Source organism: Kitasatospora sp. NPDC001660 (genome assembly GCF_053596725.1).
In genome coordinates, this window is record NZ_JBSFGU010000062.1 from 1 (window position 1) to 20232 (window position 20232).

The 20232-nt window shown below is 71.1% G+C and carries 15 protein-coding genes and 3 pseudogenes; 6 read left to right on the forward strand and 12 right to left on the reverse strand.

All coding sequences use genetic code 11. From position 1 onward, the window contains the following. Positions 1-234: 234 nt before the first annotated feature. Complete coding sequence (locus ACWCXH_RS35850) at positions 235-804, reverse strand: GNAT family N-acetyltransferase (protein ID WP_449805694.1); 570 nt, start codon at positions 802-804, stop codon at positions 235-237. Between the two features lie 293 nt (positions 805-1097). On the opposite strand from ACWCXH_RS35850, the pseudogene ACWCXH_RS35855 reads away from it, so the two are divergent. The 3 genes and pseudogenes from ACWCXH_RS35855 to ACWCXH_RS35865 form a co-directional block, all read left to right on the forward strand. After that, positions 1098-1478, forward strand: a pseudogene (locus ACWCXH_RS35855) (ISAzo13-like element transposase-related protein); the annotation flags it as partial. Between the two features lie 10 nt (positions 1479-1488). Beyond that, positions 1489-1740 (forward strand): transposase, encoded by a 252-nt coding sequence (locus tag ACWCXH_RS35860; RefSeq protein WP_449805695.1) that lies wholly within the window; start codon positions 1489-1491, stop codon positions 1738-1740. A gap of 119 nt (positions 1741-1859) precedes the next feature. Next, the gene (locus tag ACWCXH_RS35865) at positions 1860-2075 is read left to right on the forward strand and encodes a hypothetical protein (RefSeq protein ID WP_449805696.1); all 216 of its coding nucleotides are present in this window, start codon (positions 1860-1862) and stop codon (positions 2073-2075) included. Between the two features lie 40 nt (positions 2076-2115). Here the strand turns inward: ACWCXH_RS35865 and ACWCXH_RS35870 are convergent, their stop codons facing one another. Further along, a complete protein-coding gene (locus tag ACWCXH_RS35870) occupies positions 2116-2322 on the reverse strand; it encodes a hypothetical protein (protein WP_449805697.1) in 207 nt (68 codons plus the stop codon). 120 nt (positions 2323-2442) lie between these two features. On the opposite strand from ACWCXH_RS35870, the gene ACWCXH_RS35875 reads away from it, so the two are divergent. Next, positions 2443-3411, forward strand: coding sequence for an extracellular catalytic domain type 1 short-chain-length polyhydroxyalkanoate depolymerase (locus tag ACWCXH_RS35875; RefSeq protein ID WP_449805698.1), 969 nt, complete (start codon positions 2443-2445; stop codon positions 3409-3411). A 173-nt stretch (positions 3412-3584) separates the two neighbouring features. On the opposite strand, the gene ACWCXH_RS35880 is transcribed toward ACWCXH_RS35875, so the two are convergent. Beyond that, complete coding sequence (locus ACWCXH_RS35880; RefSeq protein WP_449805699.1) at positions 3585-3941, reverse strand: GNAT family N-acetyltransferase; 357 nt, start codon at positions 3939-3941, stop codon at positions 3585-3587. A 22-nt stretch (positions 3942-3963) separates the two neighbouring features. On the opposite strand from ACWCXH_RS35880, the pseudogene ACWCXH_RS35885 reads away from it, so the two are divergent. Further along, positions 3964-4434, forward strand: a pseudogene (locus ACWCXH_RS35885) (ATP/GTP-binding protein); the annotation flags it as partial. Positions 4435-5045: 611 nt separating this feature from the next. Here ACWCXH_RS35885 and ACWCXH_RS35890 read toward each other — a convergent pair. From ACWCXH_RS35890 to ACWCXH_RS35910, 5 genes and pseudogenes are all read right to left on the reverse strand, one after another. Continuing rightward, positions 5046-6065, reverse strand: coding sequence for an LLM class flavin-dependent oxidoreductase (locus ACWCXH_RS35890; RefSeq protein ID WP_449805700.1), 1020 nt, complete (start codon positions 6063-6065; stop codon positions 5046-5048). Positions 6066-6321: 256 nt separating this feature from the next. Further along, a complete protein-coding gene (locus ACWCXH_RS35895) occupies positions 6322-8640 on the reverse strand; it encodes a sulfatase-like hydrolase/transferase (protein ID WP_449805701.1) in 2319 nt (772 codons plus the stop codon). After that, positions 8637-9134: pseudogene (locus ACWCXH_RS35900) on the reverse strand (ABC transporter ATP-binding protein); the annotation flags it as partial. The pseudogene ACWCXH_RS35900 and the gene ACWCXH_RS35895, both read right to left, overlap by 4 nt. Before the next feature lie 424 nt (positions 9135-9558). Then, entirely contained in the window at positions 9559-10605 is a 1047-nt protein-coding gene (locus ACWCXH_RS35905; protein ID WP_449805702.1) for a zinc-binding dehydrogenase, read from the reverse strand. A 128-nt stretch (positions 10606-10733) separates the two neighbouring features. Next, the gene (locus ACWCXH_RS35910) at positions 10734-13955 is read right to left on the reverse strand and encodes a bifunctional cytochrome P450/NADPH--P450 reductase (protein WP_449805703.1); all 3222 of its coding nucleotides are present in this window, start codon (positions 13953-13955) and stop codon (positions 10734-10736) included. A gap of 122 nt (positions 13956-14077) precedes the next feature. Between ACWCXH_RS35910 and ACWCXH_RS35915 the strand changes: the two genes are divergently transcribed. Further along, positions 14078-14740 (forward strand): TetR/AcrR family transcriptional regulator, encoded by a 663-nt coding sequence (locus tag ACWCXH_RS35915; RefSeq protein WP_449805704.1) that lies wholly within the window; start codon positions 14078-14080, stop codon positions 14738-14740. 561 nt (positions 14741-15301) lie between these two features. On the opposite strand, the gene ACWCXH_RS35920 is transcribed toward ACWCXH_RS35915, so the two are convergent. The 4 genes from ACWCXH_RS35920 to ACWCXH_RS35935 form a co-directional block, all read right to left on the reverse strand. Then, positions 15302-16669 carry a cryptochrome/photolyase family protein gene (locus tag ACWCXH_RS35920; protein WP_449805705.1) on the reverse strand — a complete coding sequence of 456 codons (1368 nt, stop codon included), beginning with the start codon at positions 16667-16669 and terminating at the stop codon, positions 15302-15304. 16 nt (positions 16670-16685) lie between these two features. After that, positions 16686-18212, reverse strand: a complete 1527-nt coding sequence (locus ACWCXH_RS35925; RefSeq protein ID WP_449805706.1) for an SDR family oxidoreductase — start codon at positions 18210-18212, stop codon at positions 16686-16688. Between the two features lie 628 nt (positions 18213-18840). Continuing rightward, positions 18841-19206 carry an Mpo1-like protein gene (locus tag ACWCXH_RS35930; RefSeq protein WP_449805707.1) on the reverse strand — a complete coding sequence of 122 codons (366 nt, stop codon included), beginning with the start codon at positions 19204-19206 and terminating at the stop codon, positions 18841-18843. Between the two features lie 90 nt (positions 19207-19296). After that, on the reverse strand, positions 19297-20088 hold the full coding sequence (locus ACWCXH_RS35935; RefSeq protein WP_360264706.1) for a maleylpyruvate isomerase family mycothiol-dependent enzyme: 792 nt from the start codon (positions 20086-20088) through the stop codon (positions 19297-19299). Positions 20089-20232: the final 144 nt, after the last annotated feature.

The following is a 20232-nucleotide window of genomic DNA, read 5'->3' on the forward strand; positions in this document are numbered from 1 at the left end:
AACACACCCCCCCCCCTACCCCCCCCCCCCCCCGTCGGCCCCCCCCCCGGGGCGGCGGGGGCGCCCCCCCCCCCCCCGCTGGTGCAGCGCAGACTCCTGCTGCGCCTCCCACGCAGGGACGAGCTCAGCGACGAGTTCGGCAAGATGCTGCCGGGATATGCCCGATAGGGCGTGATGAGACAAGGCCGCGCGGGCCGATGACTTCACATCCACGGGCGCCGCGCCTCGCGCCGCCTACGCCTGCCGCCGCTCCCACTGCTCCTTTGTGATCTCGTACCGCACACCCCCGTGCTCGGAACCCTCGACCGCCATCATGTCGTCCGGCGTGGGGATGTTCTCCGCGAGCGTCATCCCGAGCTTCTCCATGACGTTACGCGAAGGGCGGTTCACGGTCATCGTCTCGGCCCAGACCATGCGGATGCCGAGCTCGGCGAACCCCTTCGCTAGCAGCGCCTGCGAGACTTCGGTGGCGTAGCCCCGGCCCCAGGCCGCCTGGCGCAGGCGATAGCCGAGTTCGGCCTCCTCACGCGGGCCGCTGCGCAGCGGGCGCAGGCAGAACCAGCCGACGAACGCGCCGCCGTCCTTCTCGTGCGCGGCGAACAGGCCGAGCTCATGATTCCAGCGCTCGTAGCCGGCGAGGATGCTGGGGATGGCGAGGTCGCGGACCTCCTCTGGCGGGGTTGGAGCGCCGCCGGTCAGGTAGCGCATCACCGCCGGGTCGCTGTCCAGCTCGATCAGCAGGTCCGCGTCGGCGGCGGCGAAGGGGCGGAGGGTCAGGCGCTCGGACTCGAGGTAGGTGGTCACGTGAGGATCATGGCCGAGACGGGTCGGACGGGCCAGGGAGTTTTCGGGCCGCGTCTGTCACCGGGTGGCGTGCTGGAGGAACAGCAGCATGACACGGCCGCCTTCACGTCACGCCCGAGGACCCGCCTGTATCGCTCCCCAAGTCGTAAGGGCTCGCAGAGAATCTACGTGTTGCTTCCGGCTCGGCGGCTCCTTGATGTGGTGTGCGCGCCTCCGAGTCGATCAGCAGCCAACTCGCCCTGAAGTTCGTCGTGTTGTTCCCGCACCTTGATGAGCGCCAGCGGCGTCTGCTGATGGCAGCCGAGGCCCGGCTGCTGGGGCACGGCGGCATCCGCGCCGTCGCGCGGGCGGCCGGGGTCAGCGAGACGACCGTCCGCAAAGGCGTGGACGAGCTGGAATCCGGCGCGGAACCGCTGGGCAGGGTCCGCCGACCCGGCGGCGGACGCAAGAAGGCCGCGGCGACGAACCCGGGTCTACGGCCCGCGCTTCTGGCCCTGGTCGAGCCCGACGAGCGCGGCGATCCGATGTCACCGCTTCGCTGGACGACCAAGTCGACCAGGAGGCTCGCCGACGAGCTGACCCGTCAGGGGCACCGAGTCAGTGCCGACACGGTGGGTGACCTGCTGCGGGAGGAAGGCTTCAGCCTGCAGGCCAACGCCCACCGCGCACGGGGTGAGAGTGGAGGTGGTCAAGCGCACCGACGGAACCAAGGGGTTCAGGGCACTGGCGCGCCGATGGGTGGTGGAACGCACGCTCGGCTGGCTCTCGCGCTCGCGGCGCCTGAACCGCGACCACGAGCGCCGCGACGACCACCACGTGCAGATGGTGTGGTGGGCCGCCTCGATCACCCTCAGCCGGCGGATGGCCCGCCAGCGCCTGCACTGGCCCGAGTTCCGCCGGAGCCGGCTCGGGACGCCGGGCCCGGCGCGAGGATGAACAACCCGCCCGGCACCCGCTCCAGCCAGCCCCGCGCCTGCAGCGCATACGCGCGGTGACGGACCTTCTCGATCTCGTTCAGCCGCTCCGCGTCCCGCCCCAGCGCGACGGTCAACGCCTTGACCGCCACCGGGGCACCCGCACCCGCGACCCGGCTGCGTGACCTCGCCCGCGCCGGCGACTACGCCTACTACGTCGACATCGCCCACCACATGGCTGGCCAGCACCCTGACGCCCCCTCGGGCGTCCGCTGGCTCGACAGCGAGGAGACGGTGCGCGCCAGGTGGCGGGCCCTGGTCACCAGCCGTCAGGAAGGTTCGCTCACCGGCCAGTAGGCCCCGCTTCGCCCTCGCCTCAACACGCGGGCACATCGGGCTACGGCCGAACCTTCACCACTTTGTCGACCCGCTCAACCGAGGCGAACCACGACTGGACCCGGCGGTCCACGAACCCAACAACCTGGATCATGTCGCTGCGCCGGGCGGCCAGGTCCTGGGAGCCTGCCTCGCGGTAGACGAACAGGTGGTCGGTTGAGAAACGGATCCGGTCGACCAGTCGGCCGAGCGGGGAGACCGGGCCCATGCCCGACACCCGCTGAGTGCGGGTCGGGCAATACGTCGTCTGCTCCGGGGCGCGGCGGATGCTGTTGCGGGCGATGCCTGCTGACCTGTACCGACCAGTCCACAGACGGAGATGCCGATCATGTTGCGAATCCCTGTCCTCGCCGCGCTGCTGAGCCTCGCCTGTTGCGGCGCGGCCGCCGGCGTGCCACAACCGGGAACCGCCGTCGATCAGACGGCTTCCCCCACCTCGGCCGGCTGTCTGACCCCGCCGCCGGTCGCTCCGGGTGAGACCGCGACGCTGACGCTGACGTCCGGCGGGCAGCAGCGGAGCTACCTCGTCCACGTACCCGCAGGCTACCGGAGCGCCGATCGGACACCGTTGGTCCTGGCCTTCCACGGTTCCGGTGAGAGCGACACGCAGATCGAGTCGTACAGCGGTCTGTCGGCCCTGGACGCCATCGTGCTGTACCCCGAGGGGACCATCGGAACCAACGGCGAGACGTCCTGGGAAGGCGCGCCCTACTCGTCGGGCGTCGACGACGTACGGTTCGTCCAGGACCTGCTTGCCCGGACGCAGCAGCAGTTCTGCGTGGACCAGGGCCGGATCTACGCGACCGGCAAGTCGAACGGCGGCGGCTTCACCGCCCTGCTCGCCTGCCGGCTGCCGCGCCGGATCGCCGCCTTCGCACCCGTCGCGGGCGCCTACTACCCGGAGACGACGCAAGGCTGCCGGACGAGCCCGCCCGTGCCGATGCTCGAGTTCCACGGCACCGCGGACCCGGTCATCCACTACGACGGGGGAACCAGCCACGGCGAGCAGTATCCTTCGATCGCCCAGTGGCTGAGCACCTGGACCGACAAGGACCGGTGTTCGGCGGAAAGCCGGCGCAGCATCGGCTCGGACGTGGTCGAGTTCGACTGGACGCCGTGCGTCCGGGGCACCGAAGTCACCCACTACCAGGTCATCGGCGGCGGCCACACCTGGCCCGGCGCGGTGGCGCCCAGCGGCCCGGGGCACACCACGCAGACGATCTCGGCGACCGCGGTCATGTGGGAGTTCTTCACCCGGCACCCGCTCGACCGGCCGGCACACCCGGGCGGGTGGTGACGAACAGAGAAGCCGCCGCTCGCGCGTTCACCGGTCCCGCCCTCCCGGCAAGGGCGGGTCCGGACCGCGTGCGCCTGGTGGGGAACGCACGGGCGAGGAGGGATCCCGGGCCCTGCCCGCGCACCGCGTGTCGTGTGAAGGGACTTCGGCCCTGGCCGGTGGCAGCTCACGGTTCACCGGAGCAGCGGGATCTCGCCGAGCTCATGGACGGAGCAGAGCGGGGTCCCGCCCACGGCCATCTCGAAGAGCGCCCCGGAACGATTGCCGCTGACCGTCCTGACCCACTGCCAGCCGTGGGCGCGGTAGTAGGCGTGCAGGTCCGCGTTGTCGCTCCAGGCGTTGGCGCGGACCAGCTCGGCGCCCGCGCCTGCGGCCCGCCACCGGGCCCAGCCGGTCAGGCGTGCGCCGATGCCCCGGCCCGCGTACCGGCGGTCGACGATGAAACGGCTGAAGTACCGTGCGGGGTCCGCCAGTTCCCATGGTGTCCAGAGCAGGCGACTCCCGGTCGGCCGATCCGTTACGGTGGCCACCGGCGCTTCTGCGGTCGGTAAAATCGACGAACTGCACAACATCTCCCTGTCCAGCCGCTCCGGCGCGGAGGTCGCCGACACCCTCAAGTACTTCTCCGAGCGCATCCCCGCCACGTTCGTCTACGCGGGCATCGACATCGAACGCAGCAACCTGCTGTCGGGCATCCGCGGCGCCCAGATCGCCGGCCGCTTCACCCTCCTACCCACCCGCCCCTTCCCCTACGGCGCGGAATGGACCGGCCTGGTCGCCACCCTGGAGGAGAACCTCCTGCTCCACGACCACCAACCGGGCACACTCGTCGGCCTCGACCGCCACCTCCACCACCGCACCGGCGGCATGATCGGCGCACTGTCCCACCAGATCCGCGGCGCGGCCATCGACGCGATCCTCACCGGCACCGAGAAGATCACCAAGGAGAGCCTGGACGCCGTCCCGCTCGGCCACACCGCGCAGACCAACGCCCGCAACACCACCTCCAGCGGCCGCCGGTGAACACTCCGACCACCCAGCCTCCGCTGCGGCCGCTGCCGGTCCGGGTCCGTCCCCACCTCGGCGAGGGCACCGACTCCTACCTGCGCCGCCTCGCGCGAGCCAACCACCTCAAGCCCAGCTACCTCAACAGCCTGGTCTGCCCGAGATCCCGCCACGGGAAGCCCGACATCGTCCTCCTCGCCCAGCTCGCCGACCGGTCAGCCGCCGACCTGCGGCGAGCATTCGCCGACGGCCCCGGAAAGGCCCGGCCCGCCAAGCCACAGCCTGTATCCGGAGAGCCGACCCTGTACGACGTCGAGCTCCTGCTCCTGACATCCGACCTTCTGCACGACGGTGCCCCCCTGCGACTCGCCGCCCAACGGCGCGGCCTCGGCCGCAAGACCGTCCGCAAAGCCCTCCAACGTCAGGAGCCCCGCCGATTCTCACGAAAAGTGCCTGGCTGGGAAGTTCGCCGGAATCTGATAGACGCCATGGCCGCAGACGGACTCCCCACAGCAGAGATCTGGGCCCGGATGATGGACGACCACGACACGCCGCTCACCTACCCTGCTACCCGCGCTGCCGCGGTGACACTGACCCGCAGCGGTGCCCGAACCACCTCGGGGGCCGGCTCAGACCGCCGGCTGCCAGCCGAGCGCGGGAGCGAGTCGGGTGGCGATGTCGGTGAGGATCTGCGCGTAGTCCTCGTACTCGAACGTGAACGGCAGCGCGAAGGCGACCTCGTCGACCTCCCGGAACGCGGTGTGGGAGTACAGCCGTTCGGCGATCTCCGCGGATGTCCCGATCAGGTCCGGTGCGAAGACCGTCCGGGCCGGTCCCAGCGGGGCGGCGGTGCGCGGGGTCCGGCTGCGCACGTACTCCTGGTACTTGGCGCGCTGCTGCGGCGAGGCACTGTCGGTGGGGATGACCACCAGCCCCTGCGAGACCCGGGCTTGCGCGCCTGCGGGACGGTGGGCGCGGAAGGCGGCGATCTGCGCGCGCTGGATCTCCGCGAAGTCGTCCGACTCCTCCGCCCGCACCACGTTGCTGGTCAGCAGGCGCAGCCCCTGCTCCCCCGCCCAGCGGGCCGAGCGCAGGCTCCCGCCGCCGTACCAGATGCGGCTTGCCAGACCCGGCGACACGGGCTGGACCCGGTCGGAGTACACTTCGATTCCCTCGACTCCGCTGAAGGTCGTGGCCGCCTCACCGCGGATGAAGGCCAGCAGCCGCTGCGCCCGCTGGTAGCTGAAGTCCTCGGCCTCGGCGGTGTCGGGGTGGAGGGCGGGCGCGACCCGGTCGTAGTGTCCGGGCCGTCCGACGCTGATGCCGGGGTTGAGCCTGCCACCGGACAGGAGGTCGACGGTAGCCAGGTCCTCGGCCAGCCGCAGCGGGTTCTCCCAGCCCAGCGGGATGACCGCCGTGCCCAGGTGGATGCGGTCGGTACGCTGGGAGGCCGCCGCCAGCACGGCGACGGGCGAGGATATTCCGTACTGCAGATGGCGGTGGCGCACCCAGGCGCTGTCGAATCCCAGTTGCTCGCCGAGTTCGATGAGCCGGAGCGTCGACTCGTGTCCCTGGCCGGGATCGGCCGGGTCGAACAGCCCGATGGTCAGGAATCCCAGCTTCCGCAGGGGCTGCGAAGGCGACGGCACCGGGTTCCCCCCGTTCTCCACGGCCGGCTTGCATCGAGCGGCGCGGTTCGGCTTTCACGGCCGGTTCCGATCACCGGCCGCCGGCCCAGACTCACACATTGGCCGACGGCGCTCAACTGCCTCCCCGGAAGGGTAATCCGAGGCAATACTCACGTAACGTCCCCGCAGAAGTGCGGTTCGGCCAACGCCGGACAGGGCCGCCGGCCGGCGCCGGGTGAGCGTTCCGGCCGACCGCCCCGCCAATACCCTCGGTCGGTCACTCGAACGCGGCGGCGGCCTCCCGTAGGGCCCGGGCGACGGTCTCCGGGTCGTAGGGGGCGGGTTCGCCTGGCAGGTAGGTGACCGAGCGGAGGTTGCCGGTGTAGCGGAAGCTGCGGTGGCGCTCGTACAGCGGCCAGGAGACCGGGGACTTGCGGTCGACGCCGACGCTGATGCCCTGGAAGGGGGCCATGCCGATCAGCTGGTGCACCGGGCCGAGGTCACCGGTCTCCGCGCCGTCGACGAGCAGGCGGAACTCCCACTTGAGGTCCGCCACCGCCGTCGCCTCGACGCTCACCACCCGTGCCCCGGGAGCGAGTTCGCCGCCGTCCGCCTCGTACAGCTCGCCGTACTCGTTGTAGGCGAAGCGCAGCCGCCCGTTCTCGACGTAGAGGCTGTAGCCGCCGCCCTGGTCGCCGTGCGAGACGAGCACGCCCTGGTCGTTGGCGCGGTGCTCGGCGAGGTCGACCGCGATGTCGAAGGAGCGGAAGGAGATCAGCCGGGAGGAGCGGTAGCGTTCCAGCTCGGGCGTGCCGGCGAGCAGAGTGAGCGGCTGCCGCAGCCGGGCATCCTCGGGGTGGCGCAGGGCGAGGGCGCCGGAGCCGTCGGCGAGCGGGAAGACGCCGTTGCGCCAGGCGGCGTTCTCCCAGGCTTCGGCCAGTTCCTTGACCACTTCCGGGTATTCACCGGAGACGTCGTCGATCTCGGTCGGGTCGGTGCGCAGGTCGTACAGCGCCCACTCGCCGTCGTCGTACGGGGTGCCGAGGCGGTGCAGGGTGACCAGCTTCCAGCCGTCGCGGTAGTAGCTGCGGTTGCCGGTCATCTCGCAGTACTGCTCGCTGTGGGTGCTGTCGGCGTCGGCGTCGCGCAGGACGGCAGCGAAGCTGACGCCGTCGAGCTCCTGGACCGGCCGGGCGTCGCGTTCCTGCGGCCGCTGCACGCCGGCCAGGTCGAGCAGGGTGGGGAGGATGTCGGTGACGTACTGGTACTGCTCGCGGACTCCCGTGTCGCCGTCAGCGCGCGGCAGGCCGGCGGGCCAGGAGAGGACGAAGGGGACGCGGACGCCGCCCGCGTAGGTCTGGCCCTTGTAGAAGCGGAAGGGGGTGTTGGAGGCCATGCCCCAGCCGCGCGGGTAGTGCACCAGGCTCTGCGGGCCGCCGATCAGGTCGATCTCCCGTTCGACGTCGGGGTTCCAGTCGTCGGGGAGGTTGGGGTGGTGGACGAAGCGGCTGAAGTAGCTGCGGGTGCCTTCGGGGCCGCCTTCGCCGGTGCCGCCGTTGTCGGAGGTGAACAGGACGATGGTGTTGTCGAGTTCGCCGAGGGCGGCGAGGGTGTCGGTGAGCCGGCCGAGGTTCTGGTCGACGTTGTCGACCATCGCCGCGTACACCTCCATGTAGCGGGCGTACAACTTCCTCTGCACGTCGGCGAGTTCGTCCCACGGTCCGACCTCGAAGCCCTGCTCGGCGTTTCGTTCGGGCAGCCGGGTGCCCTCGGGGAAGTGCCCGGCGGCGAGTTGGCGGGCGAAGCGGGCTGCGCGCAGTTCGTCCCAGCCGCCGTCGTAGCGGCCCTTGTGCCGGGCCAGGTCCTCCGGCTTGGCCTGGAGCGGGCCGTGGACGGCGTTGTGGGCGAGGTAGAGGAAGAAGGGCTTGTCGGCGTCGTGTGCGCGCAGCGACTTGACCATGGCGATGGCCTGGTCGGTGATGTCGTCGGTGTAGTAGTAGCCGTCGGGGAACTCGTCGAGGTCCAGCGGGCTGTTGTCACGCACCAGTTGGTGCGGGTGGAAGAGGCTGGTGAGGCCCTCCAGGACGCCGTAGTACTGATCGAAGCCCTTCTGAAGCGGCCAGTTGGAGCGGTCGTTCGCCGCGTTGGAGGCTGAGTCGCGGGTGAGGTGCCACTTTCCGACGGCGTACGTGGCGTAACCGGCGTCGTGCAGCAGCTCGGCGAGGGTCGGGATGTCGCCGGACACCTCCATGCCGTAGCCGGGGAAGCCGGGGTCGGCGTTGGCGACGAAGGAGTAACCGACCCGGTGCGGGTTGAGGCCGGTGAGCAGCGCGGCGCGGGCCGGAGAGCAGAGCGGCATGGTGTGGTAGTTGGCGAGCCGGACGCCGCCCGCTGCGAGGCGGTCGAGGGTCGGGGTGGGGATCTCCGAGCCGAACGGGCCGATGTCGCTGTAGCCCATGTCGTCGATCAGGACGACAACGATGTTGGGTGCGCCCCGACGGGGCCGGGTGCGGGCGGGCCAGGCGGGGACGGAGTCGCGGAAGCTGCGGCCGATGGTGCCGGGGAAGCCGTCATAGGGGTCGGGGCGGGTGGTCATACGGTGCTCCGGGTAGCCAGGTGTGGTACGGCAGCCAGCAGGCCGGCCGTGTAGGGGTGCTGCGGGTCGGTGGCGACCTGGTCGGCGGGTCCGGTCTCGACGATCCGGCCGCGGTGCATGACGGCGATCCGGTGGCTGACCTGGCGTACCACGGCGAGGTCGTGGGCGATGAAGAGGATCGCCAGGCCGAGTTCGCGCTGCAGGCGGGTGAGCAGGTCGAGTACCTGGGCCTGGACCGAGACGTCGAGGGCGGAGACCGGCTCGTCGCAGATCAGGACGCTCGGCTGTGGTGCGAGGGCCCGGGCGATGCCGATGCGCTGGCGCTGGCCGCCGGAGAACTGGTGCGGGTGGTCGCGCAGGCGCTGCGCGGCGTCGGGGATGCCGACCAGGTCGAGCAGTTCGACGGCCCGGGCGGAGCGCTGGGCGCGGCTGTCGGCGTTGTGGGCGCGCAGCGCCTCGTCGAGCTGGCGGCCGATGGTGAGGACCGGGTTGAGCCGGAGAGCTTCTCCAGGGCCGCGGTCCGGGTGTCCTCGAACACCGTGCCCGCCGTGCCAGGCAGGGCGGGTGTGGCCTGGTCTACTTCGTCTCGCCGTCGTTGGTCGCGCTGCCCGTGGCGAGTTGGTCCAGCAGCGCGGAGAGTTTTCCCTGCACCTCGATGACGGTGCGGGCCTTGCCGAGCTCCTTCTGCAGTCGGGGCGTCCGAGGCACCGTCCGCCTCGACTTCCGGAGTCGGCAACCGTATGTCGGGGTGCCCCGCTCAGAAGGGGTGTCACCAGGCGCCCTCATTTCCGGGCCTGATCGGGAGTCGGTGCACGCCCACCAGGTGGGCGGAGCCTGGAAGGCCGTGGGCGCCGGTGTTGTGCCAGCACCGGCGCCCACTCACCCCTGCCCGAGGTGGCTCTTTGTCGTTAGACGGCGTCAGGGGACGAGGATGAGGCGGATCGGGTCGCCGATCTTGTTCTCCAGTCGGTGGACCGCGTCGGCGGCGTCAGCCAGCGGGATGTGGTCGGTGATCGAGGGGGCAAGGTCGAGGCGGCCGTTGGAGGCCAGCTGCACGAGTTCGGAGACGGACTCGGGGAAGCCGCCGTAGTGGCCGCGCACCTGCTTGGACAGGTAGTTGAAGGTCAGGCCTTCGGTGATGGTGAGCGGGTGGGGAGTGATGCCGACCAGGATGAGGGAACCGCCCAGGCCGAGCACCGAGGCGGCCTGCTCGCGGACGGCGGGCACGCCGGCGCAGTCGAAGGCGAAGTCCAGGCCGCGTCCGCCGGTGACCGCGCGGACCTGGCCGGCGAAGTCGGGGGCGGCCGGGTCCAGGGCGACGTCCGCTCCGAAGGCCAGGGCGCGCTGCCGGGCGCTGGGGAGCGGGTCGACGGCGATGATCGGCGCCGCGCCGACCAGGCGGGCGAGGCGCACCTGGTGCGCGCCCACTCCGCCCACGCCCCACACGCCGACGGGCTGGGCGGGCCGGACGCCCGCGGTGGCGACGACGGCGGCGTAGGGGGTGGAGACGGCGTCGGGGATGATCGCGGCCTGGTCGAAGGGGAGGCTGTCGGGGATGGGGACGAGAGTGTCCTCGCGGGCGACGGTGTACTGGGCCCAGCCGCCGTCGTAGTCGATGCCGGCGGTGAGCATCTGGGTGCAGGGGCGGCGGCGCACGCAACCGGCGCACTGGCCGCAGGTCTTGCCGGCCTCCAGGGTGACGCGGGTGCCGGCGGTCAGGCCGCGCTTGAGGTCGGGGCCGAGCGTGTGGATCACACCGGAGACCTCGTGGCCGACGGTGATCGTGTCGGAGGTGGCGAACAGCGGGACGAGGGAGCCGTCGATCAGGTGGACGTCGGAGAGGCAGACGCCGGCGGCCTTGACCTCGATGAGTACTTCGCCCGGGCCGGGGACGGGGATGGGGACCTCTTCCACGGCGAACTTCTTGCTGTCCAGGTGGAAGCGTCCGGCGAGCATGGTGTCCATGGTGGTGTGCTTTCTGCGAGTGGCACGCTCAGCGGTTCGGGCCGCTGGTGCCGGGCGATAGTGCGGGGGGCCTGTGGGTGGCCGGAGGCGTTCGAGGGGTTGTGCATCTCCCGGCGTCTGCGGGTCGGTCAGGCGAAGACGTCCTGCTGGTAGCGCTGGTCGGCCTCGAGCCGGGCGAGCCACTGCTGGGCGGTCTCGTCGTCGCTGCCGGTGTGGCGGCGGTGGATGGCGGTGAGGGCTTCGCGCACGGCGGGTGCCATGCGGCGGCCGTCACCGCAGACGTAGACGAACGCGCCGTCCTCAAGGGCCTGCCACACGTGGTCGGAGGAGGCGATCAGGGCGTCCTGGACGAACCGGGCCGGGTGGCCGGTCACCGCGGAGAAGGCGGTGTGGACCTGAGCGATGCCGGACAGCTCCCACGCCTCCATCTCGTCCCGGTAGAAGTAGTCGTGCTCCGGGTGGCGGCAGCCGACGAAGACCTCGGACAGCCCGACCTTCGTGCCTTGCTCGTGCTGCCAGGCGCGCTCCTCCAGAAAGCCGCGCAGCGGCGCGATGCCGGTGCCGGGGCCGATGAGGATCAGCGGCGTTGCGGGGTCGGCGGGCGGGGCGAAGGTCGGGGAGGGCACGCGCACGTAGCCGTAGACGATGTCGCCGGGCTCCAGGGACGCGATGTAGGAGGAGCAGGTACCCCGGAACCGGCCCTCGCCGGACAGGGCCGGGGCCTCGAGCAGGCCGACGGTCAGGCGAACGTGGCGCGGGTTCGCCTGGGGGGCGGAGGAGATGGAGTAGAAGCGGGGACGGATCGGCCCCATCATCTCCAGGAGGACCGCCAGCGGCAGCTCGATGGCGGGGAAGCGCTCCAGGAGGTTCAGCACCGAGACGCGCTTGCCCAGGATCTCCATCTGGTACAGCCGTTCGGCGTCCTCGGTGTCGGCCGTGTACGCCTCGAGCTGCGGCCGAGTCCACGGGCACTCGGTGTGCTCGGCCAGGGTGCGCACCTGGGAGCGGGTGGCCACGTCCTGCAGCTCCAGGAACTCGGTGAACAGCAGGCCGGCGGTCACCGGCGTGCCCACCGGCAGGTGAGTGCGGCCGCCCCCGGGTTGGTCGAGGCGCAGGACCTGGTCGCGGTCGACGCCGAGCCGCGCCAGTGCGCGGTCGACCAGGGCCTGCTCGTTCTTGGCGAAGACGGCCAGATGGTTGCCGGTGTCGTAGGAGACGCCCTCGGGCAGCTCGACGACGATGGACTTCGCGGCCGGGCGCGGCGGCTCGATGCTGAAGTCCCAAAGCCCGGTCGCATCGCTGACGAGTTCGTCGTTGGCGACCACGGTCAGCGGGTACGCCTGCTCGGAGACGATAGCGGGGCGCACATCCGCCTCGGTGAGCAGCTGCACCTGGTAGCGCGGTGCGCCGTCGTCCGCGGTGTCGGCGGCGTACTCCTCGGCCAGGGTGGCCCACAGGGTGTCCATCCAGCGGGTGGCCATGCCGTCGAAGTCCCCGGCCGCGTCGGCGATGCCGCGCTCGATGATCGGGGTGGCGCCTGCGGCCAGCAGGGCGGCCTCGATCCGCTTGGGGAACGCCTGGTACGTCGCCACCCACTGGGTGTTGCCGGCGCCCAGCAACGCGAACCGGACGTTCGACAGCGAGCCCTCGGGCAGCCCGACGGCGATCAGGTCGTCGAAACGCTGTGCGTTGTCCGGCGCCTTGCCGTTGTAGCTTGCGGCCACGACCACGAGCAGGCCCTCGGCGGGCAGATCGTCGCCCAGCTCGTCCAGGCTCGTCAGGCTGGTGCCGAACCCGGACCGCTCGGCGCGGTCGGCGATGGTGCGCGCCAGGTCCTCGCACGAGCCCAGGCTGGAGCCATAGGCGACGGTGAGGTTCACCCCGACACCGCTGACTGCGGCCTGCTGCTGGTCCGCGTTGTTGTGCAGGTCCGCGGCGCCGAAGACGGTGCGCTCGTGCTCCTGGCGGCTGCGGACGACGAGTTCGAAGCCGCCGGGCTTGCGCGTGAGCGCTTCCCGCACGTCCATCCTGTAGTCGTTGGGGTCGGAGAACTTGAACTTCTGGAGCACCAGCGCGAGGGCCAGACGGGCCTCGGTGAGCGCGAACTGCCGTCCGATGCACGCGCGTTGGCCGTTGCCGAACGGCTTGTAGGCGTGCGGGTGCTGCTTGGCGCGGTTCTCGGGCAGCCACCGGTCGATGTCGAACTCCTCGGGCCGCTCCCAGACCTTCGGGTGGGTGTGCAGGGGGCCTTCGAGGATGTTGACCCGTGCCCCCTTCTTCAGCTCGTACCGGCCGCCGATGACGGTGTCCGCCAGCGGAGCCTTGCCGATCAAGGGGATGGGCGCCCACAGGCGCAAGGTCTCCTCCAGCACGCGCGGGATGACGTCGAGCTGCATGATCGTGTCGTAGTCCGGCACGGTGTCCCCGGGCAGCAGCCGGTCCACCTCGGCGTAGGCCTGGGCCAGCACGTGCGGGTTGCGCATCAGCGAGTAGGTGGCGAACGACAACAGCCCGCTGGTGGTCTCGTGGCCGGCGATGAGGAACGTCAGCACCTGGTCGCGGACGTTGTCGTCGTAGAGCGCCTTGCCGGTCTGCGTGTCGGTGGCCTCCAGCATCAGGCCCAGCAGGTCCTCCTCACCGGTGGACTTCCCCTCGCGGCGCTCCTTGATCACGCTGGAGACCAGATGCCGCATCTGCCGGATGTTCTCGCGGTACTTCGCATCGTCCGTCTTGCGGAGCTTTGTCATCATCGGCAGCTCCTGCGTGCGCCGCAGCGACTCCGTCAGCGCGCCCAGCAGCGCGTTGAGGAAGGGGTGCAGCTCCTCCTTGTCGAAGGACTGGAAGCGGTAGCCGAAGCCCGTCAGCGCGATGGTGTCCAGCGTGAGCCGGGTGCAGTCGTCCGTGATGTTGACCGGCAGCCCCTGCCTGCCCTCCCACTTGCCGACCAGGTTCTCGGCGATCTCCAGCATCTGCCCGAAGTAGTTCTTCATGGCCCGCTGGCTGAACGCCGGCATGAGGATCCGGTTGGCCATGCCCCATTCCTCTTCGTGCTGGTGGGCCGTGAACAGGCCCGCCCCCGCGAAGTCCCGGACGTGGCTCAGCGGCGTCTTGTCGATCTGCTTGAAGAAGCGGGTCTCGTCGCAGACCTCGGCCACCAGGTCCGGGTCATAGACGAAGACCTGCTCGATACCGGCGATGTCCATCCCGAAGATCCCCTCGGGGAATCGCTTCGACAGCTCGCCGAAGTATGCGACGGGGTTCGTGTCGGGGATCTGCAGCGTGTGGCCGAGCAGGGGGATCCCACGCGGGGACCGGATGGGACGCAGGTCGGTCACGGGTTGCGTGGTCATGGCTTGCTCCTTTGCGCGGAGTACGAGGGAGGGCAAGGGGCGCTGTTCAGCCACGGACGGGCAGCCGGCTCCCCGGTTTCCATACGGCGTATGGAAGTGACTTCAGTGGTACCATACGCCGTATGGAAACTCAAAAGAAGGCCCCCCGTGGGACGAGGAAGAGGGACGTTCCGCTCACCCAGGACGGCATCTACTCGGTGGCACTGCAGCTCATCGACGCCGACGGGGTGGAGGCGCTCACCATGCGCAAACTCGCCACCGCCCTGGACGCGAACCCGATGTCGCTCTACCACCACGTGCCCAACAAGGACGCCGTGCTGCGCGGCGTGGCGAGAATGGTCGGCGCCCAGTTCCGCACCGCGACCCGCCAGGACCTTCCCTGGCAGGACCGCATCCGCCAGCTCGCCGAGGACTTCCGCGCACTGGCGCACCGCCACCCCGAGTTGATGAGCTACTCGTTCGGGCGGCCGGACTTCATCCAGCCCGAGGATCCGCTCTGGCTCGGGCTCACCGCCGTGCTGGAGGACGCCGGGGTACCAAGGAAGGACGTCCCGCAAGTGGCCGCCCCCGTGAGTGCCGCCGTCATCGGCGTGCTGATCGCCGAAATCAACGGCGCGCTGCGCCAGTGGTCAGCCCTACCGCCGGCCGTCCCCGCTTCGGGCCAGGACGACCTTGCGCCCACGGACCACGAGGACAGCCGGATGTTCAACCTCACGCTGGAGATGATCATCGCCGGGCTGGAGCGCCTGCTCCCGACCCGATCTCGCCGTCCCGGATCGCGGTGAGAGCCGATAGGCCGGGGGCGACTCAAAGGCGCGGCCAGCTTGGCAAGGAAGTATGCATGGCAGGATCGTGTCCGGGCGGACCAGGAGCAGAAGGTGCCGCAGCTTTCCCATCGGGACGTGGTGGAGCACGCCGTCAAGGACGGCACGGTCGGCGTCGGTGAACCTGGGCTTGCTGACCTGACGTTGCAGGACCAGCAGTTGGTGCCGCAGCGCCAGGATCTCGATGTCCTTCTCCCGGCTGCCCATCGGCAGCAGCCGCAGCAGCGCGAAGGTGTTGGTCATGGCGAGGTAGGCCAGGCGCAGCAGCACGACAGATCATCATGCCGTCCGTGCTGCCCCGCGGGGAAGACAACCACGAGGCCGACAGACGCAGACCCGCGGCCAGGTGACAAGGCCGTGACCAGGCCGGATGATTTATCGGCACCCACAGGGCCGGCGAACAGGCCCGTCGCGCCCGCAAGCGGGCCGATGACCTGCTCTCCGCCGAGGACCGACGCGTCGCGTTCCCCGTCGGTGAACGCGCTCGGCATGGCCAGCGGCCTAGGATTTGTTCTGTTCCGGTCACTCGGCGTGCCGTCGCTCCCTGAACCGGGCGGCAGCCGCGGCGAGATCCACGATCGGGGCGGGGTAGTCCAGGCCCGCACGGGTGGCTGCGTCGAGGTAGGGGACGCGGTGGACCGCCGTGGCGTCGAGGTGGCGGAGCTCGGGGAGCCAGCGTCGTACGTACTCCCCGCAGGGGTCGTACCGGCGTGCCTGGGCGAGTGGGTCGAGGAGCCGGTTCGGGCGGGTGTCCGTGCCGGTCCCGGCGGCCCACTGCCAGTTGAGCTGGTTGTTCGCCACATCGCCGTCGACAAGGAGGTCCAGGAAGTGGCGGGCTCCCACCCGCCAGTCCATGTACAGCGTCTTGGTGAGAAAGCTTGCCGCGAGCAGGCGGGCCCGGCCCGGCATCCAGCCCTCGTGGCGGAGCTGTCGCAGGGCGGCGTCGACGACGGGGTAGCCCGTGCGGCCGTCCCGCCAGGCTTCGAATTCCTTCGTGGCGTGGCGCCAGCGGTCGTGCCGGGGCCGGTAGTCGTGGTCGGCCGCGTCGGGGCGAGCCGCCAGGACCTGGTGATGGAAGTCCCGCCAGGCGAGCTGGCGGACGAAGGCATGCGCACCGGGACCGTCCTGGGCGCGAGCCCGGTGCAGCAGTTCGGTGGGTGAGAGGCAGCCGAAGTGCAGATAGGGAGAGAGCCGGGAGGTCGCGTCGGCGGCCAGGTCGTCGTGCCGGTCGGCGTACGCGGACAGCGGGCCCGCCAGCCATGACCGCAGCCTGCGACGGGCCTCGGATTCCCCGCCGGCGGGCAGGCCCGGCGACGTGGAGCCCGACGCGAGGGACTCTGCGCGAGGAAGGCGGGCCGAGCCTACGTCCGGTAGCCGTAGGACGTCCGGTGCGGGCAGGACGCCGCGCACGGAGAAGCTCTCCCATCGGCGGAAGTACGGGGTGAAGACGGCGAAGTGGTCCTTGCCCGCCGGTGTCAGCGCTCCCGGCGGTACGACCGTCAACGAGGCGTCGTGTACGCGTAGTCCGCGTCGGTCGCCGGCCAGCTCCGCGCGCAGCCGGTCCTCGCGCCGTGTCGCGTAGCGGCTCACCCCGCCCGCGATGTGCACCACGGCTGCCCCGGTCTCCGCTGCCACCCGACAGGTCTCCTCGACCACGTCGCCGACGCGCACCACCAGCCGGCCGCCCCGGGCCCGCAGGGCCGCGTCGAGGTCGGCCAGGCTGCCAGCGAGGAACGCCGCGCGGTTGGGTCCGGCGAAGCCGGTGCGGCGGATGCCGGTGTCGACAACGAAGAGCGGGACCACACGTTCGGCATCCTTCAGGGCGGCCCGGAGGACCGGGTTGTCGTGCACCCGCAGGTCAGCGGTGAACAGGGCGACCGAGACGCGCACAGTTCCTTGAGCCCCCTCAGTGACTACGAGCCGGTTCAGCGGCGGCCGATTCGGCCGCGGCGGCGATGTTGCGGGCCATGCCGCCGAAGACCGCGGCGTGGAAGGGGGCCACGCCCCACCAGTAGGCGTGCCCGGCCAGGCCGTGCGGATGGAACAGGGCCCGCTGCCGGTACACCGTGCGTCCCTGTGGATCCCGGTCGACGGCCATCTCCAACCAGGCCAGGCCAGGCAGGCGCATTTCCGCGCGCAGCCGGAGCAGCCGTCCCGGCTCGATCTCCTCCACTCGCCAGAAGTCCAGGCTGTCGCCGACCCGCAGCCGGGTCGCGTCCCGGCGGCCCCGGCGCAGGCCGACACCGCCCACCAGGGTGTCCAGCCAGCCCCGCAGGGACCAGGCGAGCGGCGAGGAGTACCAGCCGTGCTCGCCGCCGATCGCCTCCACCACCCGCCACAGGGCCTGCGGCGACGCCGCGACCGTGCGCTCGCGGTGATCCGTGTAGAGGCTCCCGCCCGCCCAGTCGGGGTCGGTGGGCAGCGGGTCGCTGGGGGCGCGGGGAATCGAGGCCGAGGACCACCTGGTGGCGACGTCCGCGTCCTGCACGCGCCTCAGAGCCAGCCGGATCGCCCGGTCGAGGGTGACCGGTCCCTCCGACGGGTCCGGCACATAACGGACGATGTCTCGCTCGGTGCAGACCACCTCGTGCTTCAGCGACTCGACCAGCGGGCGCGCGAGGGCGCCCGGTACCGGGGTGACCAGACCGACCCAGAGGCTGGACAGCCGGGGGGTGAGCAGCGGAACGGGGAGGATGACGCGTTTCGGCAGCCCGGCGACGACGGCGTAACGCCGCATCATCTCCTCGTACGTGACGATGTCCGGTCCGCCGATGTCGAAGGCGCGGTTCACGTCGTCCGGAAGCCTCGCGCATCCCACGAGGAAGCGCAGCACGTCGCGGACGGCGATGGGCTGGATGCGGGTGCGCACCCAGCTCGGGGTCACCATCACGGGCAGCCGCTCGGTCAGATACCGCAGCATCTCGAACGAGGCCGAACCCGACCCGATGATCACAGCTGCCCGCAGTACGGCGGTGGGCACGCCCGAGGCTAGGAGGATGCGGCCCACTTCGGTCCGGGACCGCAGATGGGGTGAGAGTGCGTGCTCGGGTACTCCGGACGGGCTCAGACCGCCGAGGTAGACGATCCGACGGATTCCGGCGGCACGCGCCTGCTCACCGAAGATCCTGGCTGCTCGCCGGTCGGTCTCCTCGAAGCCCCGACCGGTGCCCAGCGCGTGCACCAGGTAGTACGCGACGTCCATGCCCTCCATGGCCGCGCGCACGGCCCCCTCGTCCGTCACGTCCCCGCGCACGGCCTCCACCTGCTCAGACCACGGATGGTCCCGCAGCTTGCCGGGGGCGCGGGCCAGACAGCGCACGGAATGCCCGGCGGCCAGCAGCTCCGGCACCAGCCTGCCGCCGATGTAACCGGTGGCACCGGTGACCAGACAGCGCAGCCGCCGCTCGTCGTCGGTCATGTCGATCGCAGGCATGCCTGTCGAGTGCGCCTTGTCCTGCGACGGCCGGCGGACCGGGGGGCAGGAAACGGCATGGCTCTCATGTCCTTCCGGGACGTTCCCCTCCGATGTGCTCTGTCGCTGTTCTCCTGAGCCCATGCTTGGGCCCGAGGACGAGCACCGCAACCTCGCCGGCCCCGGCCTGAGGGTGGTGACCACGGGGTCGGCGCACGCCTGGGTGTCCAACCGTGTGGGTCGGTCCCGCGTCGGACGGGGCCAACAGCGGCTCGTCCCGGGGCGCCCCGGTGTCGGCCGCACCGGGCCGAGCGGCGGCAGCAGCGCGGCGGCCGTCATAACCCGTGCTGATGTTCGGAGCCTGGTGCCCTCTGGAGAGCGGATGTTCACCCCTATTGGCGACGGAGCTGTCATCGGGGTGACGCGGCGGCCGGTCGCCGGAGAAGGCCAGCCCATATCCGCAGGTGCCTCACCGCTGCGCTGGGGCCTCCTGGTAGACGCACTGGCCTTTGGTCCGGCAGGTCAGCCCGGCGCGCGCCCGCACAGTACCAGCGAGCAGGCCGAGCAGTTGGAGGCCCTCGGGGTCGGCTGGTAGGCCCGCCCGGCCTTGGGTGTCCTACACACGGCGATCCGGGAGCCGCACGGGCCGTCAGTCGTCGGCCGATCCGCCGTGCTCCGCGAGCCACGCGCGGGCGATCGCGCCCAGTTCGGCATCGCGGCCGGAGAGCATCATGCCAATCATCCGCGCGTCCCCGCGCAGGGACCAGCCCGGGTGCCCGAAGGTGGCCGGGTTGTTCCCCTCGACGAGGAAGTGCGCCGGCCAGGCCGTGCCGTACCCGATCAGCGGAAGAGCCACCAGCCGGCGCTTCAGGCCGCGCGCCAGGCCATGGGCGCCCACCGCGAGCCCGGTGAGGGTGCCCACCAGGTGCACCCACCTGGTGGCGGCCTTGGAGTGCATCGCCACGTAGTAGGGCCAGAACTCCTCGAAGGACGCGAAACGCCTGTTCTCAACCATGCCAGGACGGTAACGCCACGCCGACGCTCCGCCCAGGGCACGGTCGGATGAGCCGACGACGCGACCGGGCGCCGCGTCGTCGACCACGCCTTATGCGTTCGGGTCCCAGGCGAAGAGTCGCTCGAAGATGACCCGGTCGCCGTCGATCTTCACCGAGTCCAGCGGTGTGCGTCCGTAGAACCACAGGACCAGCTCACCGGCCGTGCCCCGGGCGGAGGCGTCGGCCGGGGCCTGGGCCTCGCCCTCGCCGGCAGCCGGGAGGCGGACGGCGCGGGCGCCGTCCGCCTCGACCGTGAAGCGCCAGGAGCGGCCCTCGGTGGCGTGGTAGTCGACGACGGCCGGCTCGTGCGGCCAGACGCCCGACCACGCGCAGCAGGTGAACAGGAAGTCCTCGACGCCGTCCAGCGCCACCTCCGCCGGCAGCGGCTGCGCGGCGCCCACGGTGAGCTGGGCGTCATAGGTGTGCATCGCGATCTCCTGAAGCTGGTGCCGGGCGACGGCACCGCTGGTCCGCGGCGACTGCGAGGCGCCCCACCACGTCCAGCACTCGGCGTCCGGGCCGACCTCCCGCAGGGTGTCCAGCAGCTCCTGCGTCGACGCGGCCAGCCAGGCCACCAACGCCTCGCGCTCCCGGGGCGCCTGCGCCTCGGCGCGCGCCGCCACGGCCTCGGCCGGCGGGGCGTCGGCCGGACCGGCCTCGACGACGGCGGCCCAGAACGGGCGGCCCGAGCCCAGGTGCCGCGCCAGGTCGAACAGCGTCCACTCGGGACAGGTCGGCACCTGCACGTCCAGGCTGGGCGCGGCGGCGATCGCGGCCCGGAAGGCCGTCGCCCGCTCGTCGATCAGTCGCAGCAGGTCAGGGAGTTCAAGATTCTTCTGCACTACGACTGTCTATCACCGCACTCCGGCGGCCGAAAGCGAATTTCCCGGCCGCCACCTGCCGACGCCGCCGTCCGAACCATCCGCCCGAACCGCCGCCGACACCGAACCTCCTTCGAAACCACGGGAGTTCCCCACCCGACTTTC

Bases quoted from the DNA above. Each gene is read 5' to 3' on its own strand.
- ACWCXH_RS35870 (WP_449805697.1), bottom strand. From the start codon at position 2,322: ATGGGCCCGGTCTCCCCGCTCGGCCGACTGGTCGACCGGATCCGTTTC.
- ACWCXH_RS35875 (WP_449805698.1), top strand. From the start codon at position 2,443: ATGTTGCGAATCCCTGTCCTCGCCGCGCTGCTGAGCCTCGCCTGTTGC.
- ACWCXH_RS35895 (WP_449805701.1), bottom strand. From the start codon at position 8,640: ATGACCACCCGCCCCGACCCCTATGACGGCTTCCCCGGCACCATCGGC.
- ACWCXH_RS35905 (WP_449805702.1), bottom strand. From the start codon at position 10,605: ATGGACACCATGCTCGCCGGACGCTTCCACCTGGACAGCAAGAAGTTC.
- ACWCXH_RS35910 (WP_449805703.1), bottom strand. From the start codon at position 13,955: ATGACCACGCAACCCGTGACCGACCTGCGTCCCATCCGGTCCCCGCGT.
- ACWCXH_RS35915 (WP_449805704.1), top strand. From the start codon at position 14,078: ATGGAAACTCAAAAGAAGGCCCCCCGTGGGACGAGGAAGAGGGACGTT.
- ACWCXH_RS35925 (WP_449805706.1), bottom strand. From the start codon at position 18,212: ATGCCTGCGATCGACATGACCGACGACGAGCGGCGGCTGCGCTGTCTG.
- ACWCXH_RS35930 (WP_449805707.1), bottom strand. From the start codon at position 19,206: ATGGTTGAGAACAGGCGTTTCGCGTCCTTCGAGGAGTTCTGGCCCTAC.